13 protein-coding genes are annotated in these 14,253 nt (G+C 37.4%); all 13 read left to right on the plus strand.

Annotated elements, in window-relative coordinates; translation table 11 throughout:
- Window positions 1-101: 101 nt before the first annotated feature.
- Window positions 102-1,835 (plus strand): lipid A export permease/ATP-binding protein MsbA, encoded by a 1,734-nt coding sequence (gene msbA, locus KX723_RS03890; protein WP_218814754.1) that lies wholly within the window; start codon window positions 102-104, stop codon window positions 1,833-1,835.
- A gap of 69 nt (window positions 1,836-1,904) precedes the next feature.
- Complete coding sequence (locus KX723_RS03895) at window positions 1,905-4,112, plus strand: DUF6311 domain-containing protein (RefSeq protein WP_218814755.1); 2,208 nt, start codon at window positions 1,905-1,907, stop codon at window positions 4,110-4,112.
- Between the two features lie 41 nt (window positions 4,113-4,153).
- A complete protein-coding gene (locus tag KX723_RS03900; protein WP_218814756.1) occupies window positions 4,154-5,152 on the plus strand; it encodes a glycosyltransferase family 2 protein in 999 nt (332 codons plus the stop codon).
- Between the two features lie 30 nt (window positions 5,153-5,182).
- Window positions 5,183-6,142, plus strand: a complete 960-nt coding sequence (locus KX723_RS03905) for an NAD-dependent epimerase/dehydratase family protein (RefSeq protein WP_218814757.1) — start codon at window positions 5,183-5,185, stop codon at window positions 6,140-6,142.
- Complete coding sequence (locus KX723_RS03910; RefSeq protein ID WP_218814758.1) at window positions 6,139-7,440, plus strand: nucleotide sugar dehydrogenase; 1,302 nt, start codon at window positions 6,139-6,141, stop codon at window positions 7,438-7,440. Before KX723_RS03905 ends, KX723_RS03910 begins: the two co-directional genes overlap by 4 nt.
- Complete coding sequence (locus KX723_RS03915) at window positions 7,427-8,296, plus strand: SDR family NAD(P)-dependent oxidoreductase (protein WP_218814759.1); 870 nt, start codon at window positions 7,427-7,429, stop codon at window positions 8,294-8,296. The genes KX723_RS03910 and KX723_RS03915 overlap by 14 nt, the downstream gene beginning before the upstream one ends.
- A complete protein-coding gene (locus tag KX723_RS03920) occupies window positions 8,296-9,285 on the plus strand; it encodes a Gfo/Idh/MocA family protein (protein WP_218814760.1) in 990 nt (329 codons plus the stop codon). The genes KX723_RS03915 and KX723_RS03920 overlap by 1 nt, the downstream gene beginning before the upstream one ends.
- Window positions 9,269-10,252, plus strand: a complete 984-nt coding sequence (locus KX723_RS03925) for a GHMP family kinase ATP-binding protein (RefSeq protein WP_218814761.1) — start codon at window positions 9,269-9,271, stop codon at window positions 10,250-10,252. The genes KX723_RS03920 and KX723_RS03925 overlap by 17 nt, the downstream gene beginning before the upstream one ends.
- Before the next feature lie 26 nt (window positions 10,253-10,278).
- Window positions 10,279-10,998 (plus strand): sugar phosphate nucleotidyltransferase, encoded by a 720-nt coding sequence (locus KX723_RS03930; RefSeq protein WP_218814762.1) that lies wholly within the window; start codon window positions 10,279-10,281, stop codon window positions 10,996-10,998.
- The gene (locus KX723_RS03935; RefSeq protein WP_218814763.1) at window positions 10,991-11,734 is read left to right on the plus strand and encodes a class I SAM-dependent methyltransferase; all 744 of its coding nucleotides are present in this window, start codon (window positions 10,991-10,993) and stop codon (window positions 11,732-11,734) included. The genes KX723_RS03930 and KX723_RS03935 overlap by 8 nt, the downstream gene beginning before the upstream one ends.
- A 19-nt stretch (window positions 11,735-11,753) precedes the next feature.
- A complete protein-coding gene (locus KX723_RS03940) occupies window positions 11,754-12,365 on the plus strand; it encodes an SIS domain-containing protein (RefSeq protein ID WP_218814764.1) in 612 nt (203 codons plus the stop codon).
- A gap of 49 nt (window positions 12,366-12,414) precedes the next feature.
- A complete protein-coding gene (locus KX723_RS03945; RefSeq protein ID WP_218814765.1) occupies window positions 12,415-13,128 on the plus strand; it encodes a transaldolase in 714 nt (237 codons plus the stop codon).
- A 12-nt stretch (window positions 13,129-13,140) separates the two neighbouring features.
- Window positions 13,141-14,214 (plus strand): MraY family glycosyltransferase, encoded by a 1,074-nt coding sequence (locus KX723_RS03950; RefSeq protein WP_246562542.1) that lies wholly within the window; start codon window positions 13,141-13,143, stop codon window positions 14,212-14,214.
- Window positions 14,215-14,253: the final 39 nt, after the last annotated feature.

Raw genomic sequence — 14,253 nt, forward strand, 5'->3', positions numbered from 1 at the left:
GTCTTTGATTGCACTTTGATGGACAAAAAACAACGTTTTTTGTCTCGTCCGAGCATAATCAACGACACTTTCTTTGAATTTACAAAACTATTTTTTACACTATGACAGAATCCACATCCCATCTTTACACGTATCGTCGTTTATTGCGCTATCTACACCGTAACTGGGGATGGTTTTTATTAGGGGTAATAGGCACTGTTTTTTTAGCGGGTACCGATGCAGGTCTGATTTGGTTTTTAAAGCCTTTATTAAATAAAGGTTTTGTCGCTAAAGATATGCACTTTATACGTTATTTACCGCTTATTTTAGTGATTGCGTTTATTGTGCGCGGGCTGGCTAATTTTTCTTCAGGTTATTGCTTAGCACGGGTTGCTAGAAGTACCGTCATGCATATTCGGCAAGAAGTGTTAGCCAAACTGTTACGCTTACCAGCTACTTTTTACGATAATACAACGTCCGGCCAATTACTTTCGACGATTATTTATAACGTTGAGCAAATAGCCAATGCAAGCACCAATTCATTAATTACATTAGTGCAAGAAAGTGCATTTATTATTGGCTTAGTCATTATTATGTTAACGGCCAGTTGGCAATTGAGTTTCCTTTTCTTTATTACTGTGCCTACGATGATTTGGATTGCGCGTTATTCAAGCCGTCGTATGCGCACTTTGAATAAAGCGGTGCAAGATTCAATGAGTGAATTGACGCAAGTGGCTGAAGAAGTTATCGATGGCTATAAAGTAATTCGCACCTTTGGTGGCGAAAATTACGAAACAACAAAATTTAATAGTTTACTAGGGCGAAACCGTTTTCGTGAATTAAAGGTGGTCGTAACGGGTTCTTTAGCCAGTTCAGCAGTACAACTTATTGCGGGAGGAATCATTGTGGTTACGATTTATCTTGCGACATCCCATTTGACGCATATTACGGCAGGGGGATTTGCCTCGATGGTGACGGCTATGTTGCTTTTATTAAAGCCTATGCGCAATTTAGCCGCCGTTAATAACGTTATTCAGCGCGGTGTGTCGGCAGCGACGAGTATTTTTTCTTTATTAGATGAAAAGCCAGAACGTGATGAAGGAACGCATACTTTATCGACGGTCAAAGGTGCGTTGGAATTTCGGGATGTTAATTTTTCTTATTTGCCAAATCAGGTTGTTTTAGCGGGGATTAGTTTTAACGTTAATCCGGGCGAAACGATTGCTATAGTAGGGCGTTCAGGCAGCGGAAAATCCACCTTAGTTAATTTATTACCGCGTTTTTATGATCATTACACCGGAAAAATTCTTTTGGATGATATTGATATTCGTGAATTAAAACTCCGCGATCTACGTACTCAATTTGCGTTTGTTTCGCAGCATGTGACTTTATTTAATGACACCATTGCGCATAACATTGCTTATGGCCAATTAAGTAATGTCAGTGAATCTATGATTAGACGTGCGGCAACAGCGGCGCATGCCATGGAATTTATTCAACAAATGCCTGAAGGGTTGAATACTTTAATTGGTGAAAATGGTGTGTTACTATCTGGTGGTCAACGGCAACGGATTGCAATTGCACGCGCGTTACTTAAGAACGCACCCTTTCTGATTTTAGATGAAGCGACTTCTGCCTTAGATACCGAAGCGGAGCGACATATACAAGCGGCATTAGAGGAGCTTATGCACAATCGCACAACCTTAGTTATCGCGCATCGACTTTCTACCGTAGAAAAAGCCAGTAAAATTTTAGTGTTGGATGCGGGTTGTATTGTTGAAACCGGTACACACCAAGAGTTACTCGCAAAAAATGGTTATTATGCCAAGCTTTATAGTATGCAGTTTGCAGTTTAAATGTTTTAAAACAACGAGTTATTAAAATATTAAATATTAATTTTCATTGAATCATAGGGAAATAATTCAATGTTAGAGAAAAGGGATTATGAAATTGCTGCTAATCGATCCGCTTTATTTCTCTGGTTTGCACGAATAATTAGCTTAGAATCTTTTCCCTTATTACTCCCCATTTTTTTAGGCATATCGGCTTTTGTTTTTATTACCGGTGGGAAAATTATAGATCCTACTTTCGTAGATTGGCTTTTAAATACCTGCGATTCAGGGAATAGTTTTATAGCATGGCAATTTTTTAGACATACGCCTCTATTGCAAAGTCCTTTAGCGAGTAATTATCCCTACGGTATGGGGATCGGAGGTTCTCTTAGCTATGCAGAACCACTTTTACTTTTTGCAATCCCTTTTAAATTAATTTCTAATCTATTGCCCGAACAATTCCAGTATATGGGTTTGTGGCTATCGCTATGTTTTATATTACAGGCCGTTTTTTCTTGGTTACTACTCTCAAAAATAACCACCGATAAGGGTATAAAATTTTTAGCCAGTGTCTTTTTTGTATTAGCACCGCCTTTTCTGTGTCGTCTGCATGGTCATCCACAATTTTTAGGGCAGTGGTTAATCTTAGCCGGAATTTTTTTTTATTTTTCAGATCATTTTCGTAAACGAGCGTGGCCCATTTTTATTGCTATTGCAGCAGTCGTGCATCCCTATCTTTTACTCATGTTATTAGTTTTATGGGCGGCTGATGTAGGTCATAGAAAATTAATACACGAATTAAATTATAAAGACATGGCGTACTCTATTTCTTTTGTGAGTACTCTCGTTTTGCTGATTATATGGCAAGCTGGTTATTTCATGATTCCTGCTAACGCAATAACCACAGGTGGGTTTGGCTTGTACCGAATGAATCTTTTATCGCTATTTAATCCTAGAGATGACGCTTTCCTGATAAATGATTGGTCGCATATATTGAAGAATCAATCCAGAGGGTCAGGGGATTTTGAAGGATTCATGTATTTAGGTATTGGCATGCTGCTGTTAGCGTTAACAGGCTTCTTACGCGGCATAGAAACTTTACAATTCAATGTATTATGGCGCGCTTTTAGAAAAAACAGTATTTTATTGCTAACGGCAACATTATTAACGTTACTTGCATTATCCAATCAAGTTGCTTTTGGTTCCTATGAGTTGTTTCACTATGAGCTGCCTGGGATTTTGGGTGTATTTAGGGCTTCTGGGCGTTTATTTTGGCCCGTTTTTTATTTGATTTATTTGTTCATTTTTTATTTAGTCATTAAAAATAATAAAAAAAATACCGCTAGACTCTTAATCGCTATTTGTTTGCTTATTCAGCTCGTTGATTCCGGCAATATCTATACTCAGCTTAGAGGTTTTTTAAGTCAAGCAAAGCCCTATGACTCATCATTGCGCAATCCTTTTTGGGGGAAAGTGGCTAAGAAGTATAAAAAAATTGTTTATGTATTACCTGGGCTTTATCGATTTAGCTTAAAACCACTGGTTTATTATGCCTCACTAAATCATATGTCAATTAATATGGGTTATTTTGCACGTACTGATGTGCAACGACTCCATGAAAATAAAATGCTATTGATGGATTCTATTCTGCAGAGTAAGTTTGATAATGACACCTTATATGTTTTTAATGATAAAAATTTATTTGGGCTATTCTCTGCAGAAAATATAAAAACTCCCTATCAATTTGCTTACGTAGATAATTTTTTTGTGTTTGCTCCTAAGCTGCCATTCCCTTTTGCTGATGATGTTGCGATAAATTTGCAAAAAATAGCAAACGATTATGCCTATAAATTAGGTACCGTGGTTGACTTTTCAACGGCAGAAAGTAATTTTAATGATTATTTGCTTCCTCTAGGTGGATTTAGTATACCTGAAGGAAAAGGAACGTGGACAGTGGGTGATTCCTCTTTATTTCTTCTTAGACTAGCTGAAAAACCTAATTCAGATTTAGTACTGAAGTTGAATGTGATGCCTTTTCTTACTGAGAAGCATCCCATTTTAGATATGGAAGTGCGTGCGAATCAGCACTCTTTGGGTTATCTACACTTTGATATAAAAAACAAACTTCCTATCAGTGAAATGACTATTCCACAATCAATCATTAGCGATGATAAGCTAATAAAATTTGAGCTTTATTTTAATGAAGCAATTTCTCCTGCCGAAGTTGGTTTTAATTCAGATGTGCGTAAGCTAGGCGTTTTTGTTGCTTCGTTACAGATCGATAGAAAAAATAAAATTTGAACTATTTTAAGGATTAAGTGCTAAGCGTATAAAGGGAAATTATGATGTTAGACTATGATTCAAGTACAGAATTATCAGTAATAGTCCCTGTTTATAAAGAAGAAAATAATATTAATATTTTCTTACGAAGAATTACACCTGTATTAGAGAATATAGGACTTCCTTATGAAATAATTTTTTGTTTGGATCCCTCTCCCGATAGTTCAGAAATTCAGATACGAAAAGCCATTGAGTTAAATCCTAATATTAAATTATTAATTTTTTCAAGAAAGTTCGGTCAGCCGGCCGCAAGCATGGCTGGCATATTTAACTGTAAGGGGAACGTATGCGTTGTTATTGACGTTGATTTACAAGATCCGCCGGAACTTATTCAACCATTGTATGAAAAATTAAAGAGTGGTTATGATGTTGTTTATGCAACGCGTCGCTCACGTAAAGGTGAATCTTGGATAAAAAAATTAATTGCTTATACAGGCTATTTTTTGATTGCTAAGTTAAGCGAGGTATCTATTCCCCGTAATACCGGTGATTTTAGAATTATGACCCGTAGGGTTATTGAGAAATTACGTTGTTTGAATGAAAGTCATGGTTTTTTGAGGGGTTTAATTGCATTTGTAGGTTATAGGCAAAGTTCTATTGAGTTTGATAGGGATGCTAGATACGCAGGAAAAAGTAATTACAATCAGTTTATAGGCGCGCTTAGATTGGCGGTAAACGGACTAATTAGTTTTAGCAGTCGTCCATTACAAATTATGTCACTGGTTGGAATAGCGGCAGCCATATTTGGTTTTTTACTGGGTGGTTTTTTCGTGGTGCAAAAATTGATCGGTGTTAATTTAACACCAGGATTATCTATTACTATTTTAATCATTACCTTTTTTTCAGGCATACAATTATTCTTTTTAGGGTTAATGGGCGAATACGTAGGGCGTATTTATGATGAAACCAAAAGACGACCACTGTATATCATTGATAAAATAGTAGAAAAAAAAACTACCGCTGATACAGAGGCACGTATGGTTGATGAAATTTCGTTATAGATTTTAAAATCTTTAAACAAAGGGCGATGGATGCGTTATTTTGTTACAGGTTGTGCGGGTTTCATTGCCAGTCATTTGGTTGATCGTTTGCTTGCTTTAGGGCATGAGGTAGTTGGTTATGATAACCTTGTTACGGGTCGTGTTGAGTTTTTAATACAAGCCAGAAAAAATCCTTATTTTAAATTTAACCAATATGATGTATTGGATTTTCAAAATTTACTAGCAAGCATGCCTGCGGCGTGTGATGCGGTGTTTCATTTCGCAGCCAATGCCGATGTACGTGGTGGCATTAATCATACCGATAAAGATTTAAAACAAAATACCATTGCCACGTTTAATGTGCTGGAGGCCATGCGAATAAAAGCTATCAAGCGGATTATTTTTCCATCAACCGGCTCTATTTATGGCGAAGCACCGTTGATTCCAACACCAGAAGACGCGCCTTTTCCTATACAAACCTCTTTATATGGTGCTTCCAAGTTAGCGGCCGAGGGCTTAATTCAAGCCTATTGCGAAGCTTTCGCAATGCAATCCTATATTTTTCGTTTTGTATCTATTTTGGGAGAACGTTATACCCATGGTCATGTGTTTGATTTTTATAAGCAACTCTACAGCGATCCAAGCCTATTAAAAATTTTAGGCGATGGTGAGCAAAAAAAATCCTATCTTTACATTCACGATTGTATTGATGCGATGTTTATCGCTTTAGAAAAAGCACACGAAAAAATCAATATTTTTAATTTAGGAACGGATCATTATTGCCAAGTTAATGATTCAATTCGCTGGATTTGTAAAGCCTTAGGCCTTTCACCGCAATTAGATTATAGGGGTGGAAAGCGAGGGTGGATTGGCGATAACCCGTTTATATTTTTAGATTGCCGTAAAATTCGTGGTTTAGGTTGGGAGCCAAAACTCCGAATTGAGGAAGCTATCGTTAAAACAGTTGATGACTTAGTGTCTAACTCTCATTGCATGGAAGCGAAGGTATGAAAATAGGTGTAGTAGGTTTATGGCATTTGGGTTGCGTGACAGCCGCTTGTCTAGCAAAACTGGATCATACTGTGACCGCATATGATGAGGATGCTGAGCGTATTGCTGAATTTAAGCAAAAGAAATTGCCTGTTTATGAACCTAATTTACTTGAATATATCAGCGAAGCTGAGAAAAAAACTAAGTTATCTTTTAGTGATGATCCTGCTTCTTTAGGGGATTTAGAAATCATTTGGGTAACGTACGATACACCGGTTGATTCGGATGGATTGGCGGATGTTAAACTGATTAAAGATCGTTTGATAAAGCTTTTTCCTTATTTTAAAGAAGATGTGTTGCTTATTATTTCTTCACAGTTACCGGTAGGGACAACGCGGGAAATGAAGACACTGTTTCAAAAAATCGATCCAGATAAAAAAATTAGATTAGTTTATTCCCCAGAAAATTTACGTTTAGGCAGTGCTATAGCTCGCTTCATGAATCCCGACCGCGTTGTGATGGGCGTAGAATCTGAAGACATCAAAGCACAAATAAAAAAATTACTCTATCCCATCGCAGATAAAATCATTTGGATGTCAATGGCATCCGCGGAGATGACAAAACATGCGATTAATACTTTTTTAGCGACTTCAATCGTTTTTATCAATGAGTTAGCGACATTATGCCAGGCGTTAGAGGTAGATATTAAATCAGTAGAAAAGGGATTAAAGACAGATAAAAGAATAGGGCCATTAGCCTACTTATCAGCAGGTTCAGGATTTTCAGGTAGTACCTTAATGCGCGATGTGACGTATTTACTTGAGGCAAGTCATGCGCAACAAGTATCCACGCCTTTATTTGAAGCGCTTTTAGCAAGTAATAGAAGGCATAGCGATTGGGTGCAGCAAAAATTGCTTGGAAAATTTAAACAGCTTAAAGGAAAAAAAATCGCCATTTTAGGTCTTGCTTATAAGCCAGGCACAAACGCACTGCAGCATTCCTTAGCAGTTCGTGTGGGTGTTTGGTTAGATAGCCAGGGGGCTGTAGTCAGCGCTTATGATCCGTTGATAACGAGTTTATCAACTGAGTTGGCAACCGTTATTTCTTTACAAAACGATCTTGCGTCAGCCTTTAATCAAGCCGATGCAGTGGTTATAGGGGCAGAATGCCCGGAGTTTGTAAATACTGACATGAAAAGACTGATTGCTACCTTACTAGAACCTAATATTTTTGATATTGGCGGTTTGTTAAGCCAGCAATTAAAAGATGTCCAAGGTATTAATTATTATACCTTAGGAGCTAGTCATGCCGTTACTTAATAAAAAAGCAATTATTAGTGGCGCGAGTAAAGGCTTAGGTGTAGCGATTGCACGTGCTTTTTTGCAATCCGGTGCAAGTATTGCCATTTGTGCAAGAAATAAAGAGTTACTCTTAAAAAAACAACGTGAACTACGAAAAATTGCTTTAAATGAAGCGAAGGTTATTGCGGTCCCTACCGATGTTTCTTCCCCTAAGCAAGTCGCCAATTTTGTTAGGCAAGCACACATAGGTTTAGGATCTATCGATATATTAATTGCTAATGCAGGTATCTATGGCCCGATTGGATTGCTTGAGTCAGTAGACTGGAAACTTTGGAGCAAAACAATCGATACAAATTTAAAGGGAGTCGTTCTTCAATGTAGGCAGGTTGTTCCGTTATTTAAAAAACAAGGACGAGGAAAAATTATTATTATTTCAGGTGGTGGCGCGACTAAACCGATGCCAAATTTTACGGCTTATTCTGCTTCAAAAGCAGGTTTAGTACGTTTTTCAGAAACATTAGCGCTTGAGTTACAGCCTTATAATATTGATGTAGTAGCAGTATCGCCCGGTGCATTGAATACTGACTTTCTAGAACAAGTACTAAAAGCAGGCAGCAAAAAGGTAGGGAAAAGTTTCTATCAAAAATCGCTGACTCAGAAAAAGAGTGGCGGTTCTTCTTTAGAATTAGCGGCTAAACTTTGTGTGTATCTTGCGTCTGAAAAAACTAAAGGTATTACGGGTAAATTGATTAGTGCGGTTTGGGATCCCTGGCAATCCTTACATCAGTATTACCCCCGTATTGCAGAAAAAGATACTTATACGTTACGTAGAATTGAACCTAAGCGGTGTAAAAAACAAAAGGAGAATGTTTAATGAATGTTGCTATTATTGGTTGTGGTTTGATTGGTAATAAGCGAGCCGATCATTTAGCGGGGGGGTGTTTACGATTTTGTGTTGATACACATCGGGAACGGGCAGAGCGTTTAGCCAGTCGTGTAGCGCAATGCGAAGTGCTTGATACTTGGCAAGAGGTGATGACAAAACCTGAAGTCGATATTGTTATTATTGCAACGACACATGAAGTACTCACTGAGATTAGTTTGGCGGCTATCAGTGCAGGAAACCATGTATTGGTTGAAAAGCCGGGCGCGATTGCTAGCCGACATTTAACACCCGTTATAGAGGCGGCTAAAAAAATGAACGTTAGGGTACGTGTGGGCTTTAATCATCGCTACCATAACGCCTTTTGTAAGGCGTATGAATTATTTCAAGCGAGTGAGCTGGGCGAACTGATGTTTATTAGAGCGCGATATGGGCATGGCGGGCGCGTGGGCTATGATAAGGAATGGCGTTCTAATCCACAATTATCAGGTGGCGGAGAGCTAGTGGACAAAGGTATTCATTTGGTTGATTTATCGCGCTGGTTTTTAGGTGAATTTTCTGAAATAAATGGTTTTGCTAATACGTATTATTGGGATCGTGCAGTGGATGATAATGGATTTATTTTATTGAAAACACCCAATAAAAAAACAGCCTTTTTACATGCCAGTTGCACGGAGTGGAAAAATCTTTTTTCCTTTGAAATTTATGGGAAAAAAGCAAAACTTGAGATTCAAGGTTTAGGTGGTAGTTATGGCATAGAACGTCTTTCGTTCTATCAAATGTTACCTGAATTAGGTCCTCCTGAAACGACGATTTGGGAGTTTCCGCGGGGCGATAATTCTTGGCAGCGTGAGTTTAGTGCATTACTGGATGATATTAAACATGATAGACATTCAAGTCCTGGATTATCAGATGCGCAAGCGGCTTTAGCTATTGTAGAACAAATAGCCAAGGAATCCGGTTATGATTATTACACGTAGCCCACTGCGCGTTTCATTAGGCGGAGGAGGCACGGATCTCCCTTCTTATTATAGCGAGTACGAGGGTTTTTTAATTGCAGGTGCGATTGATAAATATGTTTATATTACATTGCACCAAACATTTGTTGACGAGTTAATTATTAAATACTCTAGTTTAGAAAAAGTGAAGGATGTTGAGGATGTTCAACACCCTATTATTCGAGAATCATTAAAATATATTGGCATAGAAGCACCGCATTTAGAAATTTCAAGCATGGCTGATATTCCAGCGGGAACTGGATTGGGTTCATCGGGTAGTTTTACGACGGCGCTTTTGAAAAGTTTACATGCACTTAAAAAAAACCTGGTGCATCCCGAACAGTTGGCGGAACAAGCGTGCCATATTGAACTAGAGAGATTAGCAGAGCCTATAGGCAAACAAGATCAATATATTGCTGCCTATGGCGGGCTGACTTGTTTTGAATTTTTAAACGATGGTACGGTTACTGCATTTCCTCTAAAAGTCTCTAACGATACCCTTTATAACTTGGAAGAAAATTTACTGTTATTTTTTACGGGCTATTCTCGTTCAGCTTCTCTTATCCTTAAAGAACAAGATGATAGAAGCAAATTGAAAGAAGAGAAAATAATGGAACATTTACATTTTATTAAGGAGTTGGCCTTTGAAAGTAAAAAAGCATTGGAAGAAGGCGATTTAGTGCATTTTTCTGAATTAATGAACATACATTGGCGTTATAAGCAGCATCGTTCGAAAAATATGAGTAATCAACAGATTGATGCATGGCACGAGTTAGCATTGAATAATGGCGCTTTAGGGGGAAAATTAATTGGTGCGGGCGGCGGTGGATTTTTGATGTTTTATGTCAAAGATAAAGTGTTATTACGTCAAGTCATGAAAAAAGCTGGACTTCATGAAGTTAGATTTAGTTTTGATTTTGAAGGAACAAAATTAATTATACAATCCTAAAAGTTGATTTTTTATTTAAGGAGAAAGTGAAGGATTTGTTTCCGATTGCTATTTTAGCAGGCGGTATGGCGACGCGAATGCGGCCATTGACTGAAAAACTGCCTAAAAGCTTACTATTAGTAAAGGGAGAGCCTTTTATCGCCCATCAGTTGCGTTTACTTAAAAATGAAGGATTTAAAGAAATTATTTTGTGCATTGGCCATTTAGGTCGTTTGATTCAAGCGTATGTACAGGATGGTAAGCAATTTGATTTAGTGGTTCGCTATGCATGGGATGGTAATCATTTATTGGGAACAGCCGGCGCAATTAAACAGGCACTTCCCTTATTAGGAGAGAACTTTTTTGTCATGTATGGCGATAGCTATCTAATGATAGATTATAAGCGAATTCAGCAATCTTTTTTACAACAAAATAAACCAGCTTTGATGACGATATATAAAAATAATAATCAAGGCGATAAAAGTAATATCGAGTTTAAATCTAAAAAAATAATTGATTACAATAAAAAAATAACGACAGCGAGGATGAAATATATTGATTATGGATTAGGTCTATTTAATAGCGTTGTTTTTAATCCTATTTCTGAGCGTAAAAGCTTTGATTTAGCGGATTTATATAAAACACTACTTTTACAGGAGAAATTGGCTGCTTTTGAGGTTTATAATCGATTTTATGAAATAGGTTCAATGCAGGGGCTAGCGGATATGGCCCATTATTTGACGCACCAGGAGGTTTTTTTTGAATAATATATCAACGAAGTGGCCTAAGGTTTTTCCCGAACTAACCGATGAGCAAAAGTGGATCAGTGATGATTTTATGAAGTATTGGCATGAAATAGCGCCAAAAAAATATAAATTGTATGAGAAGTTTAATAATCATTATGTCCTAAATAATAGTACAAAAGATTTTAATAAAACGCTAGAAATAGGAGCAGGGCGGGGCGAACATCTTTATTATGAAAAGTTATCGGCTGAGCAACGCGTTAATTATATCGCATTGGATCTTAGGGAAAATATGGCCGAGGAAATAAGAAAAAATCATCCAGATATCCCTGTGCAGGTAGGTGATTGTCAAGAAAGAATTGCTATTAATGATAATGAGATTGATAGAGTCATTGCTATTCATGTATTAGAACACTTACCTAATTTACCTGCCGCTATTAAAGAAATTTACAGAGTCAGTGATAAGCATAAAGGCATCTTTTCTGTTGTTATTCCTTGCGAAGGTGGTATGGCGCATCAGCTGGCTAGAAAAATTTCAGGACAAAGATTCTTTGAAAAACGTTATAAACAGCCTTATCGCTGGTTTATAAAACGAGAGCATGTGAATAGACCGGCAGAAGTATTAGAAGAAATTCTGCAGTATTTTAATTTAGAATCGCGTCAATTTTTTCCCTTTAAATTTCTTCCCTTTGTTTGGTGTAACCTCTGCATTGGTTTAACCTTCAAACCTAAAACAGAAGTGGAGTTAATGAGGCGTTAAGTCCAAAAAAGGATTTTATATGTTTATAATGAACTTTTTAGCTGAAGCGAAGCAAATCATTGATCATTTAGATATACGAGCTATTGATTTGGTCGTTGATCTTTTAGTAGAAATACGTGAGAAACGAGGACGTTTGTTTTTTTTAGGCATTGGCGGCAGTGCCGCCAATGCTTCGCATGCCGTTAATGATTTTAGAAAAATTGCAGGGATAGAAGCGTATACACCAACGGATAATGTGGCTGAATTAACTGCTCGTACTAATGATGAAGGTTGGTCATCTAGTTTTGCAAATTGGTTGGCAATAAGCCGTTTGTCTTTTAAAGATATGTTATTTGTTTTATCCGTAGGTGGAGGTAATTTGGCAGAAAATATTAGCCCTAATTTAGTCACTGCTTTAAAGTACGGACAAACCATAGGGACTAAAATTGTAGGTATTGTAGGAAGAGATGGCGGTTATACCGCGCAAGTAGCACATGCTTGCATCTGTATTCCTACGGTTAATAATGTACGTGTTACGCCACATACTGAGGCTTTTCAGGCCGTTATATGGCATTTAATTGTTTCACATCCGAAATTAAAAATGACTGAAACAAAATGGGAATCACTGAATGAAACCATGAGTGTGGAATAAGTACTAAGTGACTCAGGAATAGACACAACGTTATAAAGGAATAAATCAAATGAGTTTAGACGCATTCTCTATCAAACTCTTTGCGGATGGCGCGGATAAAGAAGAAATGCTACGTCTTTATCAAAATCCACTCATTAAAGGATTTACAACGAATCCTAGTTTAATGAAAAAAGCAGGCGTTTATGATTATCGTTCTTTTCGTTTAGATATCTTAACCGCGATCCCTGACCGTCCTATTTCATTTGAAGTTTTTTCAGATGATTTAAGTGAGATGTATAACCAGGCTTTAACCATTAGCACATGGGGTGAACAAGTTTATGTTAAGATTCCTGTCAGTAATACGCAGGGAGAATCCACGCTTAATTTGATTAGCCTATTAGCCAAGAAAAAAATTAAGCAAAATGTTACGGCGCTGACAACCTTAACACAAGTTAAAGCAGTGAGTGATGCGTTGGGAGACGAAACAGCGGCTTATATTTCAGTGTTTGCCGGGCGGATTGCTGATACAGGAATCGATCCGGTGCCCTTAATGTTTAACGCAGTGAAGCTTATGAAAGAAAGACCTAATCAAGAACTTATTTGGGCAAGTCCCAGGGAAATATTTAATGTGGTTCAAGCGGCTAAGGTTAATTGTCCGATTATAACTTTAACCGGTGGGCTTTTTAAAAAAATAGAATGGATTGGTAAAGATTTAAATCAAGTTTCTTTAGAAACAGTAAAAATGTTTAGGGAAGATGCTGTAGAAGCCGGGCTTGCATTGTAAAGGATAAAAATAATGCATTTATTTTCTGCCTGTATCGCATTTTTCGTCACGTTACTTTGCGTTTTTTTACTTAAGCCTTTATCCTTACGTCTTGGTTTGGTTGATGTACCAAATGATCGAAAGCATCATCAAAATCATACCCCCTTAATAGGCGGTTTAGCGATGTTTATGGGCTTTTTGGCAGCGCTATTAACCTTGCCGATTTCTTTACAGCATTATCGTAGCTTTATTGCTGGATCCGCCGTGTTGGTTTTCGTTGGACTACTGGATGATTTTCATGAGCTTTCACCGAAAAGTCGATTTTTAGCACAAATTTTTGCATTATTATTAATGTACTTTTGGGGTGCCGTAAAGTTAACGCATTTGGGTGATTTAATTTTTTATAAGCCCATAGGTTTAAGCATTTATAGTCTTCCAGTGACGCTCATAGCAGGTTTGGGTATTATCAATGCGGTTAATATGACCGATGGTGTGGATGGTTTGGCAGGGACCTTAGTACTAACAGAATTAATACTACTAATAGTTTGCACCGTGATAACGGGACAATTTTTATCGCTGGCTATTTTATTATTAATTGCGGCAACGGTTTTAGCTTTTCTAGTGTTTAATTTTCGATTACCCGCGCGTGTACATGCGCAAGTTTTTATGGGTGATGCAGGGAGTATGTTTTTAGGCTTTGCGTTAGTTTGGTTTTTAATTGAACTGTCGCAGTCAGGAACACAAACCGTCACGCCAGTGACGATGTTATGGATTATGGGCTTGCCTTTATTTGATACAACGGCCGTCATGCTTTATAGAGCGAGCAAAAAGCGATCAATTTTTTCTTCGGATAGACAACATTTGCACCATTTGTTAGTCGAGTTAAATATGACACCTGCACAAATAAGTATCACCTTAGGGGCTAGCAATTTAGTGTTAGGTATGTTTGGTTTATTAGCTTGTCATTACCAATTGGCGGAAGGGATAGCGTTTAGTGGATTTATCATTCTTTTTGTGCTGTATTTTATAAGTCTACTTTATTTACGATATAAGCTTTCGCAAAAGAAAAATAGTTTAGTTTTTGCACGTTTACTGGGTGAAAATTAAAAAATACTTGCATTCTTTAGCAATTATGTATAAAAACTA

It is taken from the genome of Rickettsiella endosymbiont of Dermanyssus gallinae (genome assembly GCF_019285595.1).
Taxonomy (GTDB): domain Bacteria; phylum Pseudomonadota; class Gammaproteobacteria; order Diplorickettsiales; family Diplorickettsiaceae; genus Rickettsiella_B.

Coding starts and splice junctions, on each gene's coding strand:
- msbA (WP_218814754.1), top strand. CDS start 102: ATGACAGAATCCACATCCCATCTTTACACGTATCGTCGTTTATTGCGC.
- KX723_RS03895 (WP_218814755.1), top strand. CDS start 1,905: ATGTTAGAGAAAAGGGATTATGAAATTGCTGCTAATCGATCCGCTTTA.
- KX723_RS03900 (WP_218814756.1), top strand. CDS start 4,154: ATGATGTTAGACTATGATTCAAGTACAGAATTATCAGTAATAGTCCCT.
- KX723_RS03905 (WP_218814757.1), top strand. CDS start 5,183: ATGCGTTATTTTGTTACAGGTTGTGCGGGTTTCATTGCCAGTCATTTG.
- KX723_RS03910 (WP_218814758.1), top strand. CDS start 6,139: ATGAAAATAGGTGTAGTAGGTTTATGGCATTTGGGTTGCGTGACAGCC.
- KX723_RS03915 (WP_218814759.1), top strand. CDS start 7,427: ATGCCGTTACTTAATAAAAAAGCAATTATTAGTGGCGCGAGTAAAGGC.
- KX723_RS03920 (WP_218814760.1), top strand. CDS start 8,296: ATGAATGTTGCTATTATTGGTTGTGGTTTGATTGGTAATAAGCGAGCC.
- KX723_RS03925 (WP_218814761.1), top strand. CDS start 9,269: ATGATTATTACACGTAGCCCACTGCGCGTTTCATTAGGCGGAGGAGGC.
- KX723_RS03940 (WP_218814764.1), top strand. CDS start 11,754: ATGTTTATAATGAACTTTTTAGCTGAAGCGAAGCAAATCATTGATCAT.
- KX723_RS03945 (WP_218814765.1), top strand. CDS start 12,415: ATGAGTTTAGACGCATTCTCTATCAAACTCTTTGCGGATGGCGCGGAT.
- KX723_RS03950 (WP_246562542.1), top strand. CDS start 13,141: ATGCATTTATTTTCTGCCTGTATCGCATTTTTCGTCACGTTACTTTGC.